Annotated in this window: 14 protein-coding genes; 9 read left to right on the top strand and 5 right to left on the bottom strand. The window is 68.4% G+C overall.

Annotated elements, in window-relative coordinates; genetic code table 11:
• Window positions 1–160: 160 nt before the first annotated feature.
• The 3 genes from AC07NF_RS01415 to AC07NF_RS01405 form a co-directional block, all read right to left on the bottom strand.
• Window positions 161–2,302: a hypothetical protein gene (locus AC07NF_RS01415; protein ID WP_494632809.1), complete on the bottom strand. Its 2,142-nt coding sequence runs from the start codon at window positions 2,300–2,302 to the stop codon at window positions 161–163.
• A gap of 674 nt (window positions 2,303–2,976) precedes the next feature.
• Entirely contained in the window at window positions 2,977–4,698 is a 1,722-nt protein-coding gene (locus AC07NF_RS01410; protein WP_494632226.1) for an NERD domain-containing protein, read from the bottom strand.
• A gap of 2 nt (window positions 4,699–4,700) precedes the next feature.
• Window positions 4,701–9,650: a protein NO VEIN domain-containing protein gene (locus AC07NF_RS01405; RefSeq protein WP_494632227.1), complete on the bottom strand. Its 4,950-nt coding sequence runs from the start codon at window positions 9,648–9,650 to the stop codon at window positions 4,701–4,703.
• Between the two features lie 201 nt (window positions 9,651–9,851).
• Between AC07NF_RS01405 and AC07NF_RS01400 the strand changes: the two genes are divergently transcribed.
• The 5 genes from AC07NF_RS01400 to AC07NF_RS01380 all read left to right on the top strand — a co-directional run bounded on the left by AC07NF_RS01400 (window position 9,852) and on the right by AC07NF_RS01380 (window position 12,607).
• The gene (locus AC07NF_RS01400) at window positions 9,852–10,493 is read left to right on the top strand and encodes a hypothetical protein (protein WP_494632228.1); all 642 of its coding nucleotides are present in this window, start codon (window positions 9,852–9,854) and stop codon (window positions 10,491–10,493) included.
• Between the two features lie 140 nt (window positions 10,494–10,633).
• On the top strand, window positions 10,634–10,897 hold the full coding sequence (locus AC07NF_RS01395) for a DksA/TraR family C4-type zinc finger protein (protein WP_494632229.1): 264 nt from the start codon (window positions 10,634–10,636) through the stop codon (window positions 10,895–10,897).
• A gap of 90 nt (window positions 10,898–10,987) precedes the next feature.
• Window positions 10,988–11,758, top strand: a complete 771-nt coding sequence (locus tag AC07NF_RS01390) for an SOS response-associated peptidase family protein (RefSeq protein WP_494632232.1) — start codon at window positions 10,988–10,990, stop codon at window positions 11,756–11,758.
• A 275-nt stretch (window positions 11,759–12,033) separates the two neighbouring features.
• Window positions 12,034–12,348 carry a hypothetical protein gene (locus AC07NF_RS01385; protein ID WP_494632233.1) on the top strand — a complete coding sequence of 105 codons (315 nt, stop codon included), beginning with the start codon at window positions 12,034–12,036 and terminating at the stop codon, window positions 12,346–12,348.
• 91 nt (window positions 12,349–12,439) lie between these two features.
• Window positions 12,440–12,607 (top strand): hypothetical protein, encoded by a 168-nt coding sequence (locus tag AC07NF_RS01380; RefSeq protein WP_494632234.1) that lies wholly within the window; start codon window positions 12,440–12,442, stop codon window positions 12,605–12,607.
• 6 nt (window positions 12,608–12,613) lie between these two features.
• On the opposite strand, the gene AC07NF_RS01375 is transcribed toward AC07NF_RS01380, so the two are convergent.
• On the bottom strand, window positions 12,614–13,300 hold the full coding sequence (locus AC07NF_RS01375; RefSeq protein ID WP_494632236.1) for an extensin family protein: 687 nt from the start codon (window positions 13,298–13,300) through the stop codon (window positions 12,614–12,616).
• Window positions 13,301–13,308: 8 nt separating this feature from the next.
• A complete protein-coding gene (locus tag AC07NF_RS01370; protein WP_494632238.1) occupies window positions 13,309–13,884 on the bottom strand; it encodes a YbhB/YbcL family Raf kinase inhibitor-like protein in 576 nt (191 codons plus the stop codon).
• Window positions 13,885–14,111: 227 nt separating this feature from the next.
• Between AC07NF_RS01370 and AC07NF_RS01365 the strand changes: the two genes are divergently transcribed.
• From AC07NF_RS01365 to AC07NF_RS01350, 4 genes are read left to right on the top strand one after another with little or no spacing between them, the layout of a single operon-like run.
• Window positions 14,112–14,888, top strand: coding sequence for an ImuA family protein (locus tag AC07NF_RS01365; RefSeq protein ID WP_494632240.1), 777 nt, complete (start codon window positions 14,112–14,114; stop codon window positions 14,886–14,888).
• 37 nt (window positions 14,889–14,925) lie between these two features.
• Window positions 14,926–16,365 carry a Y-family DNA polymerase gene (locus AC07NF_RS01360; protein WP_494632800.1) on the top strand — a complete coding sequence of 480 codons (1,440 nt, stop codon included), beginning with the start codon at window positions 14,926–14,928 and terminating at the stop codon, window positions 16,363–16,365.
• A complete protein-coding gene (locus AC07NF_RS01355) occupies window positions 16,362–19,526 on the top strand; it encodes an error-prone DNA polymerase (RefSeq protein WP_494632243.1) in 3,165 nt (1,054 codons plus the stop codon). The genes AC07NF_RS01360 and AC07NF_RS01355 overlap by 4 nt, the downstream gene beginning before the upstream one ends.
• A 7-nt stretch (window positions 19,527–19,533) precedes the next feature.
• Window positions 19,534–20,148: an alpha-ketoglutarate-dependent dioxygenase AlkB gene (locus tag AC07NF_RS01350; protein WP_494632244.1), complete on the top strand. Its 615-nt coding sequence runs from the start codon at window positions 19,534–19,536 to the stop codon at window positions 20,146–20,148.

The following is a 20,148-nucleotide window of genomic DNA, read 5'->3' as shown; positions in this document are numbered from 1 at the left end:
TGGGGTCGCCCGTCCAAGCCGGCCATTCCAGCGACGAGGTGGTTGGCCGACATGACGTCGCCCGCCGTCACGGGGCGGGCGCCTTTCGTTCGAGCCGGAGGCTACGGGAGCTTGGATTGGAAACGGAACAGCGGGGCGGCCAAAGCCGCCCCGCCCTCTCCTACTCGGCGGCGACGAGGTGCTGATCGACCTCCTCAGCGGTGTCGGGCTCGACCAGGACGTCAGCCACGGCCTCGCTGGCCAGGACCGCGTTCACTCGGGTCTGGTCCGCCTCGGCCTCGGTGGTCCCGGCGTGGGACGCCTCGACCTGGGACGTCTCGGCGCGGGCCGAAGCGTTGCCGGTGCGCAGCAGCACCGGCAGCCACCGCGCCGGAACCAACTGCGGCTCGGCGGCGGCGACCATGGCGTCCTTCTTCAACCCGGCCAGCCGCGCGGCCGCCTCCGGGGAGACCGCCTCGCTCACGGCCGCAGCGATGTGGGCCTTGGTGACACGGGCAAGATAGCGGTCGGCCGTGGGCGACCAATGCTCGGCCATGTCTAGGCCCATCGCCTGCGCCAGTTGGTCGGCATGCGCCCAGGCGGCGGGACGGCGCTCCCAACCGTGGACGGCGTTGACGCTGAGGCCAACGCAGTGCGCCAACAACGACAGCCTGCTGACCGGGTCCAGGCCGACGACGAACGCCCAGATGTCCTGGGCGTTGGCCGGAACCTGGGCGGCCCAGGCCGCATGGCGATCCGCCACCGCCAGAGCCGCCGGACAGCCCTCGGCCGCGCCGCCCTCCTCGCTCAGGCTGTGCGAGGCCATCCGCACGTCCAGGCAGGTCGGCATGGCGCCGTACTGGACGAAGGCGCGCAGGACCAGGGCGTGCGTCAGAGCGACCAGGGCCAGCTCCGGGTCCTGACCGAGGCTCTGGCGCATGGCCGCCGTACGGTAGGCCGTCAGCTCGGCCACCAGCTTGGCAGGCAGCGGCGCGGCGGGATCACCGGCCGGTTCGTCCTCGGGCTCCGGCGCCGGAGCCTCCCCGGCCTCGTCGTCCTCTGTCCAGGGCGGCGCGCCGTCGCCATCCTGCGCCGCCTCCCCTTCGTCGCCGGTCTCGTCCGTCTCGGGTTCGGGCTCGGGCGCCGGAATGTCCTGGACGCGGACCATACCCCGCTCGATCCGGACCTCCCCGTCATAGCCCAGGATGACCATCACCCCGGAATAGGCGATCTGGGCGGGGTCGTAGGCGTACTCCGGCGCGGCGGCTAGTTCCTCCTCGATCCCGCTCAGCCGGGCCTCGATCTCGGGGGGAAGGTCCTCGACCGCGCCCCACTGCTCGGAAAGCTCGGCGTACTCGTCGCGGAGGGCCGACAGCCGCGCGGCCTCGGCTTCGTCGCGCTCGACCGGGCGCGGATAGATGCGCGACAGGCCATGACCGTGCGGATAGTCCAGATAGGCCACGGACCATTTCCAGCCCTCGGCGTCGCGAAGGTCTTGGGCCATGTCCGCCAGCTTGTCGGCGACCAGACGGTCCACCAGCGCCACGTCCAAATAGCCCCCGGCGTCTTCGGTGAAGAGGTCGCGCACCACCTCGCCGCCAGCGGCGAGATAGGCGGGCAAGCCGATGAAGGCCACACGGCGGTCGTCGGCCGTGACCTGGGCCTCGGTCATGGCGCGGCGGATGGCGTGGGGTTGGCGGTTGGTCAGGGTCTCGAACACCTGCCGCTGGCGGGCGTGGTCCTCGGACACGGCGAACGCCATGAGCTGGTCGAGGGTCAGCTCGCCCGCGCGGTAGACGTCCAGCAGGTCGGGCGCCACCGCGCCCAGGCGGAGGCGCTGGCGCACGACGGCGGCGGTGACGCCGAACCGCGCGCCGATCTCCTCGGCCCCGAAACCCCGGCGCTCGGCCTGATCGCGGAAAGCTTCGTACTCGTCCGCCGGATGAAGCGCCGAGCGGGACACGTTCTCGTCCAAGGAGATTTCCTGCGGGTCGTTGACCGTATCGACAAGACATTTGACCGGGGTGGTCTTGCTGATCACCTTGCGCTTGGCCAGCAAGCGCAGGGCGAGGCGGCGGCCCTCGCCGATGGTGACCAGGGCGTAGCCGGTCTCGGAGCCATCGGCGCGAAGCTCGGGCTCGACCACGGGCATTTGCAGTACGCCCTTGGCCTTGATGCTGGCCGCTCGCGCCTCAATCTCGGCCTCGGTGTGGGGCACCTTGCGCACGTTGCGCGGCGATTTCTTGAGCTTGTTGAGCGGATAGATGCGCTCCTCGCCGCACTGGACGCCAGCGGACGAAACGGCTTGGCTGTGAGTGGTCATGTCTGCCTCCTTGGGGCATGGGGGTTCAGGCGCAAAAGGCGCGCCTGAACCCCGACGCCCGTCGGCGAGACCGGGGGTGCAAGCGGAGCGGCCGGCTTCGCGGGGACCCGGCTACAGGGCGTTCAACCCCATCCATCCCGTCCTCCCGGCCAGCGACCGAAGCTGGGCGGAAGCCGGTCCGAAGCGCGCTGGGGGCAGAGCCCCAAGCCCCGGCCGCGGCAGCGGCCAGACAAACCCACGCGGCCGTCAGGCCGCCGCTAACAATGAAGACTGCGAGGAGCCCGCGCGAACAGCGCGTGGCGGGAAGCGGCGCCGGGAGGACGGCGGCGCCATAAAGGCGCCCGCCGGGTGTCGCGCCCGTAGGAGCGGCGAAAGCCGCGGGACCGAGCGTGACCGCCGGCCGACCTCGGGATCAGGTGAAGCCGGGCGCGAAAGCGGCCGGCGAGAACCCTCTAAATCAGGGTGGCCCGACGCTTCTCACGCCGCCGGGCCTGTCGCTTGCCGTTCTCACGCAACCAGCGACGAGGGAAGAATGACCCGGTGAATGACGGCGCGCATTACCGCAGAAAACGGGGGCTTGGCCGCGCAAACGCTGACCCTGCTTTGCCCCCCCGCCTTCATCGATCCTGGAGGGCAATGCCCAGACCGCGGTTCTGCGCGACCGAAAGTGGTCCTCAGGCGAGTGTAGTCGGAGGCGACAGGATTTTCCCGCAGGCCTCTGCGGTACCGCACAGGACCAGAACCGATTTCGCGCGCGACAGACCCACGTACAGGATTTCGCGATCTTCCACTGGGTCGCTGTCGTCCAACGCCCAGAGAATGACCACCGCCCGCTCAAGGCCTTTGAAGCGGGCGACTGTATCCACCGTGACGACCCCATCGGCGTAGTTCTCGATCCGACCAAAGCGGGCGGATTTTGGAATTGGCGTAGCCGCCAGCGCCTTGGCGCAAGCGTCCATTTTTCCGCTCTGGACGACGAGGATGCCAATGTGGTGGGGCGCGACGTGCTCTTCGGCGATCAGGCGGGTGACGAACTGGGCGATCATGCCTGCCTGCTTATCCAGGCCTGCGCCAACCAGGCTGTCCACGACCACGCCGTCATGCGCCGGCGCCGTGACCACCTCACCGCGATAATAGCGATAGGCCGCCTCATGAATGCGCCCGGTGTTGCGGCAGTTGCTGTCGAGAACGAACGGCTCGCCTTGGACCGGAATGACGGCCGAGCGACGATAGATGCCCTGGTTCTCGTCGAGGAAGACGTAGAGCAAGGCGTCATCGGGCTTGGTGAACATCATCTCGATTGGCAACCAGTAGTCGTCGCCGAAATCCTGGGCCTCATCCACAACGATCGCGTCGTACTGGGGACCGAATATATCCAGGGCGTCCGCCAGGGCCGCGGGCTCTTGATGATTGTAGCGGTCCGCCGTGGGGTACTTTCGGCGGGCTTCGGCCATCAGGTCCCTGCCCCTTTCGGCCTTCGCGCGGTCGATCCAAAGGTTGGCCAGCTGGTGGAAGCCGGCCACGTCCAGGCCCTCCACATCCTGGCTCTGCTCGCGCAGGAAATCAGCGAGACCCCGATTGTAGCAGACCAACAGCGTGCGCATGCCTTCGCCGGCCAGGCGGACAGCCTTCTCGCGGGCGATGAGGGTCTTTCCCGTGCCGGCCCCGCCAGCGATCATCGCCTTCCGCTGTCGCGACAGAAAATCCAGGATCGCGGCCTGGCGCTTGGTGAGCTCGATGCGCTGCTGTTCTTCCTCGTGCAGGCGAGTCGACAGCAGCGCGCGGGTCGACGCGACCCTGGCAAAGATCTGGCGCACGGCGGCGACGCCACTGGGCCCCATGGTCGCCGAACCCCCGCCCGGTTCCGCACGCCAAAAGCCAAGGGCGTTCGTGACCCAGGTGGCCAAGGACCCCATATCGCCTCGATCACCGATCAGGATCGCCGGCGCGTCGGGACCCGCCAGACGCTGGCCGTTGTCGATGTCCGGCATGAAAGCCGCATGGGCCAGGGTGATCCGGCCCACCTTCAGGCGCTGCCAGATCGGGCTTTCCTTGAGCTTCTCAAGAATACTGAATTTCGCGCCCTTGGCCTGATCGAAGGGGTTTTTGATGTCATGCAGGACGCCGTTTCGATCGCGGGACGTCCACTGCAACCGCTCATAGTCCAGCGACACCTCGCCGCCCTTCACCTCAACAACCAGAAGGCCAAGCTTGGGATGAGCGATGAGGAAGTCAGCCTCGCCATCGCGCGCCTGCCCCCTGGGCTTGGCGATCCAGGCCACGGAGTGCAGCACCAGGAAGTCGTCATCCAGCTGCTCGCACAAGGCCGCGTACAGCCGCGCCTCGGCCTTGGAGGTCGGGGTGACGATTTCGGGCGCGGGAATACAGATCGCCATGACTAGTCCAGGATCATCAGGGCGCCGGTGGCGGGCACGCGGCGACGTCCATGGGTTTCCCCAAAGTCGACGGTGACGCTGGGTGCGACGCCGCCGTGGTGAATTTCGACGATCTCTCCCTGCCCCCAGAGGTCGTGCTGAACGCGCTGTCCCTCGCGGATGGCGCCGCCTTCAGGCGGGGGACGATCTTCGGCGACGCCGCGCCACCCGTCGTCGAACCAATACTCGGCCACCTTGGAGAAGGGATTGGCGATCGCCGTCACATGGCGCTGGGTGGCGTCCAAGGCGCGCTCGACGACATAGATCCAATAGTCGCCCGGATAGGCCTGGGCGGTCGAGAACTGCACCGAGGACAGCTTGACGCCCCGGGCGGTCCAATCGGCGCGCAGGCCCTTGATCTCGATCAGTCTTCGTTCGCCGCTTGGGCCTTGCGAGACGACGTCGAACCCGGGATTGCCATGCGCCTGTTCCTCGGGCGTCCAGCCTCGGGCGCGCTCATACTCCATGACGGCGGCCACGGCGCCGGCGTCGATCTGAGCATTGAGCTCCCTGGACCGATCGGCCTGTTCCTGGCGGTCGTCATCGCCGGTGCGATGGTCATGAGCCTCGGTAACGACATAGGCCAGCATGCGCGATCGCCGGACCTCGCCATCGACATGGGTCACACGGCGAGACCCCGTCCAGCCGCGACCGTAGCCGCCTCCGTAGCCGTCGCCGAACCCCGCGCCAGAAGACACGCCCGACTCTTGGCCCGCGCCGTTCCCCGCGTACGGCTCGTCTCCAAATCCACCGGACCCGCGCCTGGAGGTGAACTCTTCCTGACCACCGCGGGGTTCGGCTTGACCTTGGGCGGCCTCGGCCGCACCGGCCGCACCGGCCGCACCTTCAGCGGCCGAGTCCCGGAGATCGCCGCCAGCAACAGCGTGTCCGGTCTCTCCTGCGCCAACACCGGGGCCCTCGACGGCTGGACGCACCGCTTCATCGACAACGGGCGAACCACCTTCGTCATCCACGACGTCGTCACCGGCCTGTTGCGCGACGGTCTCTTCTTCGTCGGTCACGACGTCGTCCGCCAGGGGATCGTCCGCAACGGGGTCGTCAGCTACGGCGTCGTCGAGCGGAAGCTCGCCGTCTTCAGGGACGCCCTCTTCATCTTCGACATCCGGCGCCGCGTCGCCAATCGCCTCGACCGCGGGCAGATGATCGACTGGGATCACCGGCGCTTTGAACTCCGAGGCCAACAGAGCGAGTCTGGCCTCCTCTGCGGTCATGAAGGACATGACGTAGGCAGCGGTCATCGCCAGGGGACGCATGTCCACGCCGTGAGTGTACCGTTCGAGCTGAGCGAAGATCGCCATGAAGACCGTTGGCCAGTCTGGCGGAGTTCCAGGCGTCGCGCGCACGTGGAGGTCCAGCGTCTCAGCGTCCAGAAACGCCTTGGCGGCGCTGGGCGAGGACGGGATGGGCGGCTCTGATTTGAACAGTTCGCTGCGGACCTGCAAGGCCAGGGTCGACACCACCTGGACCCTCGTGAGGATATCCTGAAGGGCCGAGGCGATCTCCGGCGTCGGCGCCAGCCAGAGCAGTAGGTCCGCGCGACTGTGAAGCGCAGCGGTCACTTGGTCTTCCGGCGTGCGGTCGGGTTCGCTCGCCAACTTCAAATGCGCGACATCGGAGAGCGGCGCGCAACCCAGGGCGCGGAACAGCCGCGCGGCCGTCGCCCGGGCCACGGGTGGCTGCCTCACCAGCTGTGCATCGAGACCGCCTTGGAACGGCGTCGAAAGCGCCTCGCTGTCGAGCCAGACCGCAGCGTGGGGAAGGATAGAGGTGTCGAGAAGGTTGAGGAGCACGGGTTGGCCGGCGATGTCTTCCAACACCGTCTCAACTGAAGGATCAGACTCCAGGTCCGTCGCCAGGCGCAAAAGACATTGGGTGTGGACAGCCACGTCTTCCGCGCCGACCTGACCTTGCCGACCGATCTCGACCAGCAGGTAAGCATAGTCCTCAGCCGTGGGTGATTGCTTCACTCCCAGGTAGCTGTAGACCTCCATGCGGGTGCGCATGCGTTCGGTGGCGTTGTGCCATCGCCCCCCGAACGGTGGATGGGTCCAGAACACCTCGCGCGGCAGGTAGTAACGTTCCTTTTCGCCGTCATAGATGCAGGCCTGACCGACGAGGGCATCGATAGCGGCGGTGTCACCTCTCAGCAGCCCCTCCTGCAGCATTGCGTAGACCGTGTCGTGGGCCGGAGCGTTTCGCGTCATACAGGCCTGCAGGTGGCCGACGACGACTGCGGTGGCAGGCTGCAGCGGCATCTCCAGAAAGTCGAGGAAGTCACCCAACGACCGCGCCGTCGTGCCGCGCAAGACCGGCAGTTCAACCACCGGCGCCTGAGACGAAAAGCCTTGGGCCCGGACCGCGCGATATATTTGGTTTGGCGCCATCGGCTCAGCCAAGAGCTCGCCATTCAATGAAGCGGGTATCCACTTCAGGGTCTGAAGCGGCCTAAGCGCGAGCCTATGGTCGGGTGACAGACCCACGAACCGATCCAAGATGTAGCGGGTTACTCTGTTGACGACTCGTATCGACGCCTCGGACCATTCCGACGCGACGATGGCGGCGATCCTCCCCGCCGCATCGGCCATGGAAACCCGAGTTTCCATTCCCAGTCGAACTTCAAAAAGGTCTCTTAGGCGGGCTCCATCCAATCCTGAAGGCATCCAACCTTCATCAACCCAATGGCTGCCGCTTTCGCCAAGCAAGGCGTCTAAGGTGGGGGTCCAATAGTAGCAGTCGCTGGGTCGCGACCAGCCGCCCGCCCGGTTGCGGATGAAGGCGACATTCGCCAGCGCTTGGATGCCTCCGTCTACGTCCAACTGGGATGAATGTCGGGCAATCTGGGTGAGCAGGTCGCGATATGGCGCCGGACCGGGATCGCTGGCGAGAATGGTCTCCAGATGATCCTGGACATAAGCCTGAAAAGTCAGCACGCCGACACCTAGGCTGTCGCGGGCCACGCGGCGCATCCGGTCGTCGACGATCGACATATCCATCAAGTCGAAGTGGCCGATGGGATCAACGAACCCGCCGGGCATCTGGACGTGCTGAGGAACCTGGAAGCCAAGGCCCGTCCGCAGGATTGGCGTCTCAGCGAGAACCAAACGCGCGGTGCTATCCGGCTTGGAGTCGAAGGCAGAGAGTAGATTGTAGAAGCGCTCGGCTTCGATGAGGGTCGGGCCAATCACTCGAGTGGCGTCTTCGGTCGAGCTGATCGTCGCAGCGAGATCCCGCGCTAGGTCGTCGAAATCATAAACGTCGACTTTTGGTCCCAACCAACTGAGCGACAGGACCTCGGGGTCCGCGAAGCGACAATCGCGGATATAGGCGCGGACATCGGACGCGTTCACGCCATCAGCTGGTCGCCAGAGATCTTTGGGCGCCCCCCGGGCGCCGTCCACGTCCCGGCAAAATGGAATGAGTTTCAGACGCTCGACAACGGCCGGCGACGCAAATGGCGGTTGGCCGAAATTGGCGCCCAGATAGTCCACGGCTTGCCAGAGAGGCACGAGCGAAACGTGCGACGTTTCGGTCGCGGTAAACAGGGCGTCCAAACGGTCAACGACCGCGGGCAAGCGCAGCGGCTTGGCCCCCAAGGTCTGCAGGGCGTTGTAGTGGCCCCTCAGATCGTCATGGATGATATCCAGGCCAAGGTCCGCTACCGCAATCTTCTGGTCGGTGCTCAGCGCTTCGGCGGCCAACAGCGCCTCACTGGCCGGTCGCCACTCGTCCTTGATCGTCCAGATGCTGTCGATCTGTGACGCGGCTTCGGAGAACTGCGTCCAGAACGGCTCGAACGCCCGCTTCTCCCGCATCGCATAGGCCGCTCCGCCCAGCGCCCACAAACGCCGATGTCCTAGGTCTTGGCGCAAGCTGTCGAAACTCTCGGCGATCGCGGTCGCCGCGGTTTCCAGAAGGACTTCGTTCCAGGGCCGATCGTGCTGCAGCCCGTCTAGGACAATCGCCCGCCGACTGGAGTGGGGAAAGAAATCAGCGTTGATGTGCAGCGGCAGCCCGGACGATTGATCGGTCGGCAGGTAGGCGTAGAGCCGACCATCGACAGGCTCATCGCCCAGCGGGATCGCGAGCTGCACCTCCGTTGACCGATCAAGATCCCGCAGCGCGGGGTAGTCGCGATAAAGACCCCGCTCCTCCGCCAGAGGCCGCGCGTCCTTCTGCAGCACGCGCCAGGCTTGGGAGCCACTGGCCGGGTGAGTTGAGATCGTGACCACGCCATCGGCTCTGGCCAGAGTCATCGCGTTCTGCAGCACACCGTTTTGGTGCAGCTCGACCCGCTGTAAATGTCGCAAGAACAGCAGGCCGCGCGACATAACCTCGGCCACGGCCGCGACCATTTTTGGAACGACGTCGTCGGGGGTGATCGAGGCGTTCAAACCAGCCCTGATCCTCGACGGCGCTGAAGCCCAGCCAAGCTCGAACTCGGTGACAGGCGCGATCGGTATGCCGCTGGTGAGGCTCTTACCCAGATATGGGTCGAGCCGCATCTCCACGCCCGCCGAGCGAATGATGGGCTCGTCGGTGATCTGGTAGACGGACACGAAGCCGATGCCGAACCGGCCAATTTGTGAGCCGGTTCGCATCTTGCTGCGCGCGCCCATCAACGAGATCGCGTGGAAATTACAGGGCCGCAGGGCGCCGTCCGGATCGCCGCCCTCTTCCCACGGGCATTGGACGCTAGCTAGGTCGCAACGGGTGAAACGGGCGTCATTGCGCACGACCAAGGCGTCATCACGCACGTCGAACACGAGCTTAGCAGCGCCGGCATCGTCGGCGTTCTGGACCAGTTCCAGCGCCATGACTTCAAAGCCCTGCAGGCCGGTCAGCGCCTGCTGGATGTTGCCCAGCAGATCAGCGCGGTAATCAAGATCGATCATTTTAGGCCCACCCGACCGGGGTCGCGAACGCTGGATCGCCGCTAGCGCCGGGTTTTCTCCCGATTGTCGAACTTGGCATTTTGCGTCCCCCGTCCAACGATAGGCCGTGCCTGCCGTGAAACTCAAGCGGGTGCTGGAGCTTGACTGTGATCAACGGTAGCGTCTGATAACGCCCCCGCAACTGGGGTTGGGAACAACGCCTTGCCCTATGCTTCCGTGATCGACTGGTACGGCCCCTTCGCGACAATCGCAGCACTGGAGGAGGCGGCGGGCGAATGGCGCGTCGGAGAGGCGCTTTACGTGGCCATCGGCTCACGACCACGTCAGCGGGAGGTCCATATCCAGTATGTGGGCATCACGACCGATCTGACGGCGCGCTTCGACGGCAAGCATCCCATCCAGACGGTGCTCAAGCGCGACAACCTTCGACTCTTCATTGGAATTGTCACCTCGCAGGCCGTCGCGGGCCGCAAGGCCAGCCATCACGCGCGCAAGTGGTCGCCGCCGCTCTATCTGGCGGAAAGCGCGCTGGCGTTTCTGTTGGCGCTTCCCCTCAACAAGGCCAAGCGCTGCACGCCACCCAAGGACTCTGTGGTCGTCGTCAATCGCTGGTATTCCCCCGAGGGGGTGCGCCGTCGACGCCGGCCCCATCTGTCGTGGCCGGACCTCATCGAATACGACATCGACGACAATATCGGCGATCTAGCCTGGCACGGCCGGCGACGTGAGCACCTCAATAGTGAGACGATCGTTGAGCTTGGACGTCGCGCGAAACAAGAGCGGCGCGATCAGAAGGACAAGGCCCTGAAGAAGGCCTTGGCGCTCCTCGAAGCCGAGACATAGCCCACGCACTCGGTCCGTGATTGACGCTCTCCGCGTTCCCATGCGGCGATTTGCCGGGGTCAGGCGCCGTCTCCGTCATCTGGATCCGGACCGTAAAAGCCCCATCTAACCACCTGTAAAGGTCAGGAGATCAACGCGGCATGGCTGGCGGATGGACACATGACGGAGGCGTCCTCGACCAGATCGAGGACACGGTCACCGACGGGGTCCTGCACGCCCGCGCGCGCCTGCCCACTGGAGAGGGCTCGCTGTTTTGCGACGAGTGCGGCGAAGACATTCCCGAAGCCCGGCGCCGCGCCCTGCCGGGCGCGCGAACCTGCGTCGCCTGCCAGTCGGGCCGGGACAAGCGCGTGGTGATCGGCGGCATCAATCGGCGCGGCAGCAAGGACAGCCAGCTGCGGTAGGCCGGGCTGTCTTCCGGCCCGCGTCCCCCGGCTTGCGCTCGCCGGCCGATCGCTTAGCGTCTGGTCCGGACACGGAAGGACCAGCGACCGGTGTGCAATCTCTATGAGCTCTATTACGACATCTTCGGTTGGGCCAAGGCCCACGAGGATCTCCTGGGCCGCCACCTCAGCCTGCCGGGCGGCGTGCCGTTCTCATCCGCCAACATCGACCTCTACTACAAGCAGTTCGCCTATCCCGACTATCGGTCGCCGACCGTGAGGCTGGGTCACGACGGTGAACACGAAGTCCACTTCGCCCGCTGGGGCATGCCGTCGGCCCGCAACCGGCTGGAGGAGCTGGCGCGCAAGCGCGCCGATCGCCTGGACAAGCAGGGCAAGCCCTACGACTTCGCCGAGCTGCTGCGCATGGAGCCCGACCCCGGCGTCACCAACATCCGCAACCTGGAAAGTCCGCACTGGCGGCGCTGGCATGGGATCGAGCACCGCTGCGTGGTGCCGATCACCGCCTTCAGCGAGCCCGACCAGGACCTGACCAAGTCGCTCAAACCGGTGTGGTTCGCCCTGAACGAAGCGCGGCCGCTGGCCTATTTCGCCGGCGTTTGGACGGCCCATGCCTGCGTCAAGAAGATCAAGACCGGCTGGGAGGAATGCGAGCTCTACGGCTTCCTGACCACCGACGCCAACGCCGTGGTCAAGCCGTTCCACAAGAAGGCGATGCCGGTGTTCTTGCGCACCGCCGAGGAGATCGACACCTGGCTTCGCGCGCCTTGGAAGGAAGCCACCGCCCTGCAGCGCCCCCTGCCCGACGATGACCTGCAGGTGATCGAGACCCCGCCCCAGCGCGAAGCGGCGGCGGCCTGAAGTCGACCCCGATGGTCGATCAAACGTCGTCGAAGCCCGGATCGCGCGTGCGCCCTCTCCGCATCGACAGGGGCCCGGGCGACCTTTGCCCAAGGCGCAGGACCTAGTCGCGGTGAAGGCTCAAGGCCGATCCGGCGATCCCAGCGCTGGTGACGAAGCGCCACGCAGGCGCGGACCGCGCTCGCCGACCGGCCGCGAAGGTCCTACCCGATCTGCGCCAAATTTCGGCTCACGGATAGGCGACTTCCGCAGCGTCGGCCTGTAAAGCCACGCCCATGGCCGAAGACGACTTCATGGCTTGCGCCCGCATGATCGGGCTGGAGCGCCGCATCGCCAGCTTGATCCTGGATTGCGACCAGGCGATCGCTGAACAGGCAGCCACGGGGGATCAGAAGCGGCGCGGTCGCCTTGAGGATCAGCGTCGGCGGCTTGTCTCGCCGGACCTGCGGACCATCGTCGCCGTCACGACGCAGCTCGCCGAGGAGACCCCGTCCCTGGCGCCGTTCGTCGCCCTCGCGATGCGCCCGCTCGTGGCCGAGCATCCCAGCCTGCGCCCGTTCCTGCTGCGCCTGGCCCCATCCGAGCCCTGAACGGGACGGGTCATCACGGTGTCGATCACGCGCAGCCATGGAGCCTCGCCGCGCCGCGGACGTTTGTTCTGCCCGTCATCAGGAGCGTCCCATGACCGACCCGACCGCCCCGCCGCCCGTCACGCCGCCGCCGCCCGAGATCGATCCCGCCGCGGCGCCGCCTGAAATCGTCGATCCGCCCTCGCCTTCCGAGACCCCCGAGCAGGTCCCGCCGATCGATCCCGGCGACGAGCGCCCCTACGACACGCCGCCTCGCTAAGGCCGATCAGCTGCAGAGCCGTCCGCCGGCCGCCTCCAGATGGAGATGGTCGGCGTGGGCGGCGTTGTAGTCCGGCGACAGGGTGACGCCGAACACCCGGCAGGCGTCATTGCGCACCCGGCGCAGGAAGGCCGCCTCAGGGCCCTGGCCCGACCAGTCCTTGGCCACGGTCACGCGCCGACCGTCGGACAGGCGGAACCCCGCGATGTCGATGGCCTGGGCGCGTGCATGGGCGCTCGGACGCCCGGTCAGCGGATCGCCGACACCGCGACAGGCATAGACTCCCAAATGATCGATCCGCTGCACGCCGGCGCCGAGAAGCTCACGCGCCGCGGGCTCGACCGACTGGCGCCGCCAGATCGCGACGGCCGCGGCCAGCTTGCAGTCCATCATCGGCCGGGCCGGCGACAGTGGTGGATCCACGCGCGGCGCCTCGACCAGTTGGACAGCCCCCCGCACGTCGCAGACGGCGGTTTCGGCGCGATCGGCCATCGGCCGGAAGGACAGTCCGTTGTTCCTCAGCCAGGCGGGGCATGCGCCGGGACCGTCGAGGCTCGCCGACAGGCGCCCCCGCGTCGTCGCATCGATCGGGTCCGCAAGATTTACCGGCCGACGATCCAGACCCAGGTTCGTCAGCGGCTGGCAACCGGCGGCCAGCACGGCGGCGGCCGCCACGGCGATCCGGCTCCGCACGGACGGCCTCACGGCCGCTCGTAGGCGCCGACCAGCAGGCCCTTGGCCATTACGCGCCCCTGGATGGCGTCGATGAAGGCCTCTCGGCCCGGATGGCCGTCGAAGACCAGCGGCCGATCCAAGGCAAAGATCTGGAACACGTAGAGATGCGGGCCATGGCCGGTGGGCGGATCGGGCGGAAGCCAGCCGGCCGCCAGGAAGCTGTTGCGGCCCAGGTTCTCGTCGAGGCCGTCATGGCCGGGGCTCTTGAACTGCCCCTCGGGCAATTCTTCGAGATCGGGCGGCAGGTCCCAGGCCAGGAGATGGACGAGCGGGTTTGGCGTGGGGGCGTCGGGATCCTCGACGAGGATCGCCACGGCGGCCGTTCCGGACGGCAAGCTCCGCCACGCCAGCGGCGGCGACAGGCCCTCCCCGTCCGCGGTATGGCGCGCGGGTATCGCCGCGCCATCTTCGAAGGCGGTGCTGGTCAGGGCGATCGTATCGGCGGCCGCCGCGAAGGCGCGATCCTCGCTGGCGATCTTGTCGAAGCCGGCCCGGGCGCCGCGCAGGGCGTGGCCGAGGCCGCGGGGAATGTTCTCGAGCATGGGGACCTCCGGTCCTCGCCTAACCGTCGAGCGCCCGCCTTTGTTCAATCGGACGGCCCGACAGAAGCGGTCGCAGCTTGAGCGTGCCGGAAATTTTCTGAATCGGCCCAAAGCCTTGTGGCGACTGCGAGTCTGGCCACCCGCGCGTCTGCGCCGCACCCCGCCACCCGTTGACTCCCGGCGCCTGAAGAGAACAAAGCTGGAACGCGCTCGTTCTCGAAGAGGCCATGACCCCAGCATCCGCTCCCGCCGCGCTCGACGCGCTTCGCCGCAAGGTCCGCGCCCTGGAGGCCGAGGACAGGGCGACGCGCGCGGTGCTGCCGTTCGGGGTGGCGGCTCTGGACGCGCGCTTGCCGGGCGGTGGCCTGGCCTTCGGCGCGCTGCATGAGGTGGCGGGCGGCGGCGACGAGGCGCTCTACGGCGCGTCCGCCGCGCTGTTTGCGGCCGGGATCCTGGCTCGGACCGGCGGTCAGGTGCTGTGGTGCCGTCGCCATGCCGATCTCTTCGCCCCGTCCCTGGCTTTGGTCGGCCTGCCGCCGGGACGGGTGATCTTCGCCGACGCCGGCGACGAAGCCGGCGTCCTGGCCTCGATGGAGGAAGGCCTGCGACACGCGAGCTTGGCCGGCGTGGTCGGCGAGGTCGGCAAGCTGTCGATGACCGCCTCGCGGCGCCTGCATCTGGCCGCCGAGAAGAGCGGCCAGATGGCCATCGCGGTGCGAAGATGGCGGCGGGTGGCCGATGCGGCGGACCTTGGCCAGCCGACCGCGGCCCAGACGCGATGGCGGATCTCGGCCCTGCCCTCCAGCCCGCTTCCCGTTCCCGGCGTGGGCCGCTCCCGCTGGTTTCTCGAACTTCTCCGCTGCCGCGCCGGCGACGCCTTCGACATCGAGCTAGAAGCCTGTGACGCAAAGGGTCATCTCCGTCTTCCTCCCCCGCTGGCCAACAGACCGGCTGGCCCGGACGCGCAGCCCGGCCAGGCCCAGCCAGGGCGCGTCGCCGCCTGAGACCGCGCCCGGCGCCGGAACGGAGACCCCCGTGGTGATGGTCGGGCGGATCGGCCGCCGCCGCGCCATCGCCCACATGAACCTGGCCGCCGCCCGTACCGGCCTGAGGATCGGCCAGGCCGTGGCCCACGCCACCGCGCTCGTCCCGGGCCTGGTGCTGCGCGACCTCGACGCGGCCGGCGACGCCGCGGCCCTGCATCGGCTGGCCCTGTGGGCCCAGCGCTATTCGCCCAGCGTCGCGCCCGACCCGCCCGATGGCCTGGTGATCGACGCCAGCGGCTGCGCCCACCTGTTCGGCGGCGAGGAGAAGATGGCGATCGACATCCGCCAGCGGCTGTCCAAGGCGGGCTTCGCGGCTCAGGTCGCCATCGCCGACACCTGGGGCGGCGCCCACGCCCTGGCCCGCCATGGCGGGCGGGCCGTGTTCATCGTCGACCCCGGCGCCACGGGCCGCGCGCTGGAGGATCTGCCGGTGGCGGCGTTGAGGTTGTCCGCCGACCTCGTCCAGGCCGCGGCCAAGCACGGCTTCGACACCATCGGCGAGCTGGAGGCGACGGCCAAGGGACCGCTGGTTCGGCGTCTGGGCCTCGATCCGGTCCGCCGGCTCGACCAGGCTCACGGCCGCGAGGCCGAGCCGATCGTGCCGGTCCTGGCCCCCGAAACGATCCGGGTCGAGCGCGTGTTCGCCGAGCCGATCGGCGCGCCCGAGACGCTGGCCCGCTACCTGACCCTGCTGACCGGTGAACTCTGCGCGGCGCTGGAGGCCGCCGGCCAGGGCGCCAAGCGCCTGGATGCCTGGTTCTTCCGTATCGACAACCGGGTCGAGACCGCGCGCGTCGGCCTCAGCGCCCCGGCGCGCGACGGCAAGCGGCTGGCCAAGCTCTTGTGCGAGACGCTCGAAAAGGTCGATCCCGGGTTCGGGGTCGACCGGATGCTGCTGGCCGCGCCCGGCGCCGAGCCGCTCGGCTACCGCCAGGCCGAGGCGGCGATCAGCGGCCGCGCCGGCCAGGACGGCCCGTGCGGAGCGGATCTGGCCGGCCTGATCGACACCCTGTCCCATCGCCTCGGGGCCGACCACGTCTATCGCCTGGCCAGCGCCGACAGCGACATTCCCGAGCGATCGGTGCGCAAGGCCCCGCCCCTGGCCGAACCGGAGGCGTTCTCTTGGCCGCTGGACTGGCCAAGGCCCGCGCGGATCTTCCCGCGACCCGAGCCGATCGAGACGGTGGCCCTGCTGCCCGACCAGCCGCCGGCCTCCTTCACCTGGCGCGGCCAGCGCCGGCGCGTGCGCCGGGCGGACGGGCCCGAGCGGGTGTTCGGGGAATGGTGGAAGACCGACGCCGAACTGGCCCGTTCGCGCGACTACTTCCAGGTCGAGGACGAGGGCGGCGAGCGTTTCTGGATCTATCGCGACGGCGACGGCGAGGACCTGGAGACCGGCTCGCAGCGGTGGTTCATGGCCGGGGTGTTCGGATGACCCCTTCCAACCACGAGCTCGCCGACCTGGGCGACTATGTCGAGCTGCAGTGCGCCTCGCACTTCTCGCTGCTGCGCGGAGTCTCCTCGCCGGGCGAGCTCTTCGAGGAAGCCCGGGCCCTGGGCTACACGGCCCTGGCCATCTGCGACCGCAACAGTCTGGCCGGCCTGGTGCGGGCCCATGTGGCGGCCAAGGCCACCGGCGTTCGCCTGATCGTCGGCTGCGAGCTGGCCCTGCGCGACGGCGCCGTGGTGCTGGTCTACCCCACCGATCGGGCGGCCTACGCCAGGCTCTGCCGGCTCCTGTCCCTGGGCAAGGGCCGGGCCGGAAAGGGCGAATGCGACCTGGATTGGGCCGACCTGACCGCCCACGCCGAAGGGCTGATCGCCATGCTGGTGCCCGACCGGCCCGACGCCGAGTGCGCCCGCCGGTTGGAGCGACTGGCCGAAATCTTCGGCCCCGACGCGCACCTAGCCCTGACTCTGCGCCGGCGACCGGGCGATGCGATGCGGCTGCACCAACTGGAGCAGCTGGCCCGCGCGGCCGGGGTGACGCCGGTGGTCACCAACCGGGTGCTGATGCACCACAGGGAGCTGCGGCTGCTGCAGGACGTGGTCACCTGCATCCGCGAGCACACCACGATCGACGACGTCGGCTTTCGCCGCGAGCGCGACGCCGACCGCTACCTGAAGGCGCCGATCGAGATGGAGCGGCTCTTCCCCCGCCATCGCGATGCGATCGCCGCCTCGGTGGCGATCGCCCGGCGCTGCCGGTTCGGCCTCCAGGAGCTGACCTATCAGTACCCCCACGAGGTCATCGAGCCGGGGCGTACGGCCCAGGAGACCTTGGCGCGGCTGACCTGGGCGGGCGCGACCGAGCGCTTTCCCGACGGGGTGACGCCGGAGGTGCGGCGCATCCTCGAGCACGAGCTGAAGCTGATCGGCGCGCTCGGCTACGCCCCCTACTTCCTGACGGTCAATTCGATCGTCCGCTTCGCGCGCAGCCAGGACATCCTGTGCCAAGGCCGCGGCTCGGCCGCCAACTCGGCGGTCTGCTACGTGCTGGGGATCACCTCGATCGACCCCGAGCGCAACGACCTCCTGTTCGAGCGCTTCGTCTCCCAGGAGCGCGACGAGCCGCCGGACATCGACGTCGATTTCGAGCACGGGCGGCGCGAGATCGTCATGCAGTGGGTGTTCGAGACCTATGGCCGCCATCGCGCCGCCCTGGTCGCGGTCGTTCAGCGCTTCCGGCCGCGCGGCGCCGTCAAGGACGTGGGCAAGGTGCTGGGCCTGCCCGAGGACATGACCGAGGCGCTAGGCAACCAAGTCTGGAGCTTCTCGCGCGAGGAGATCGAGGAGAAGCACGCGCGCGACGTGGGGCTGGATCTCACCGACCGGCGGCTGCGGCTGACGCTGCAGCTGGCCAGCCAGCTTCTCAACACCCCGCGCCACTTCTCCCAGCACCCGGGCGGCTTCGTCCTGACCGAGGATCGTCTCGACGAGCTGGTGCCCATCGAGCCGGCGCGGATGGACGGCCGCCAGATCATCGAGTGGGACAAGGACGACATCGACGAGCTGAAGTTCATGAAGGTCGATTGCCTGGCCCTGGGCATGTTGACCTGCCTCAAGCGCGGCCTGGATTTGCTGAAAGCCTACAAGGGCGTCGATCGGGATCTTGCGACGATCCCGCCGGAGGACCCGCGCACCTATGCCATGATCCGCCGGGCCGACACCTTGGGCGTCTTCCAGATCGAAAGCCGCGCCCAGATGGCCATGCTGCCCAGGCTAAAGCCCCGCAGCTTCTACGACCTGGTCATCGAGGTCGCGATCGTGCGCCCCGGCCCGATCCAGGGCGACATGGTCCATCCCTATCTTCGCCGCCGCGAGGGGAAGGAGCAGGTCAGCTACCCCAAGCCCGAGCTGGAGAAGGTGCTGGGCAAGACGCTCGGCGTGCCGCTCTTCCAGGAGCAGGCCATGCGGGTGGCCATCGAGTGCGCCGGGTTCACGCCGGGCGAGGCCGACCAGCTGCGCCGGGCCATGGCCACCTTCAAGTTCACCGGCGGTGTCAGCCACTTCAAGACCAAGCTCGTGGGCGGCATGGTCGAGCGCGGCTATCCCCAGGCCTTCGCCGAGCAGACCTTCGCCCAGCTGGAGGGCTTCGGCTCCTACGGTTTTCCGGAAAGCCACGCCGCCAGCTTCGCCCTGCTGGCCTACGCCTCCTCCTGGCTCAAGTGCCACCATCCCGAGGTCTTCTGCGCGGCGCTGCTCAACAGCCAGCCGATGGGCTTCTATCAGCCGGCCCAGATCATCCGCGACGCCCAGCGCCACGGGGTCGAGGTGCGGCCCGTCTGCGTCAACGCCTCGCGCTGGGACTGCACGCTGGAGGACGGGGCCGACGGCGCGCTGGCGGTGCGGCTGGGCCTTCGCCGGGTCAAGGGCCTGGCCGAGGCCGACGCGGCGCGCCTGGTGCTGGCGCGCGGCGAGGCGCCCTATCGCGCCGTCGACGACCTGTGGCGGCGCGCCGGGATCAAGACCGGCGCCCTGTCGCGCCTGGCCCAGGCCGACGCCTTCGCTCCGAGCCTGGGCCTGGCCCGCCGCGAGGCCGGCTGGGCCATCGATGCGCTGCGCGACGACGTCCTGCCACTGTTCGATCAGCCGGGCGCGGCCGAGCTCAACGAGCCGGCGCCGGACCTCAAGCCCATGACCGAGGGTCGCCAAATCGTCGAGGACTACAGCCACATGGGCCATTCGCTCCGCCGCCACCCGCTCGCCCTTCTGCGCGGTGCCCTGGCCGATCTCGGCCGCGTCCCCTGCCAGGTGGCGGCCAACGGCAAGGACGGCCAGTTCGTCAGGACGGCCGGTCTGGTGCTGGTGCGCCAGATGCCCGGCACGGCCAAGGGTGTGATGTTCATGACCATCGAGGACGAGGACGCCGAGGCCAACCTGGTGATCTGGCGCACCCTCTACGAAAAGCAGCGGCGCATCGCCCTGGGCGCGCACCTGCTGGGCGTGGATGGCCGCATCCAGCGCGAGGGCGCGGTCGTTCACCTGGTGGCCTACAAGCTGCACGACCTGAGCGATGTCCTGGCCACCCTGCGCGAGCGGGGCGCGGACGGTGGCGACCTGTCGTGGGCGCGGCGCAGCCGCAACTTCTGCTGAGGAACCGATGAGCCCGCAACCAAGCCTCTTCACCCTGGACGATGCGCCCCGCGCGGCCCCGGCGGCCGGCCTCCCCGAGGGTCTGCTCTACCGGCCGGACCTGATCGACGCCAACGAGGAGGCCGTGCTGGCGAGCGAGATCGCCGCGCTGCCCTTCGCGCCGTTCCAGTTCCACGGCTACGAGGGCAATCGCCGGGTCGTGGCCTTCGGCTGGTCGTACGATTTCGCGCGGCAGACTTTGGAGCCTGCCGCGCCGATCCCGGCGTTCCTGCTGCCCCTTCGCGATCGGGTAGCGGCGCTGGCCGGGCGCGATCCGGAAGCCTTCCGGCAGGCCCTGGCGATCGAATACGCCCCCGGCGCCGGCATCGGCTGGCATCGCGACCGGCCCCAGTTCGACGTCGTCGCCGGCGTGTCCCTGGTTTCCAGCTGCCCGTTCCGCTTCCGGCGCACGACGGGCGAGCGCTGGGAGCGCGCGACGCTGCGGCCGGCGCCGCGATCGGCCTATGTGCTGACGGGGCCGGCGCGCGAGATCTGGGAGCATTCGATCCCGCCCGTGGAGACGCTGCGCTATTCGGTGACCTTCCGCACGTTTCGAGACCGGTTCGTGCCAGCAAACCCCTAG

This window comes from Caulobacter sp. GW821-FHT10A06 (genome assembly GCF_059415805.1).
The sequence above is the reverse complement of the archived record's forward strand: the minus strand, read 5'-3'. Positions and strand labels throughout refer to the sequence as shown.

Bases quoted from the DNA above. Each gene is read 5' to 3' on its own strand.
- AC07NF_RS01415 (WP_494632809.1), bottom strand. From the start codon at position 2,302: ATGACCACTCACAGCCAAGCCGTTTCGTCCGCTGGCGTCCAGTGCGGC.
- AC07NF_RS01410 (WP_494632226.1), bottom strand. From the start codon at position 4,698: ATGGCGATCTGTATTCCCGCGCCCGAAATCGTCACCCCGACCTCCAAG.
- AC07NF_RS01405 (WP_494632227.1), bottom strand. From the start codon at position 9,650: ATGATCGATCTTGATTACCGCGCTGATCTGCTGGGCAACATCCAGCAG.
- AC07NF_RS01395 (WP_494632229.1), top strand. From the start codon at position 10,634: ATGGCTGGCGGATGGACACATGACGGAGGCGTCCTCGACCAGATCGAG.
- AC07NF_RS01385 (WP_494632233.1), top strand. From the start codon at position 12,034: ATGGCCGAAGACGACTTCATGGCTTGCGCCCGCATGATCGGGCTGGAG.
- AC07NF_RS01380 (WP_494632234.1), top strand. From the start codon at position 12,440: ATGACCGACCCGACCGCCCCGCCGCCCGTCACGCCGCCGCCGCCCGAG.
- AC07NF_RS01370 (WP_494632238.1), bottom strand. From the start codon at position 13,884: ATGCTCGAGAACATTCCCCGCGGCCTCGGCCACGCCCTGCGCGGCGCC.
- AC07NF_RS01365 (WP_494632240.1), top strand. From the start codon at position 14,112: ATGACCCCAGCATCCGCTCCCGCCGCGCTCGACGCGCTTCGCCGCAAG.
- AC07NF_RS01360 (WP_494632800.1), top strand. From the start codon at position 14,926: ATGGTCGGGCGGATCGGCCGCCGCCGCGCCATCGCCCACATGAACCTG.
- AC07NF_RS01355 (WP_494632243.1), top strand. From the start codon at position 16,362: ATGACCCCTTCCAACCACGAGCTCGCCGACCTGGGCGACTATGTCGAG.
- AC07NF_RS01350 (WP_494632244.1), top strand. From the start codon at position 19,534: ATGAGCCCGCAACCAAGCCTCTTCACCCTGGACGATGCGCCCCGCGCG.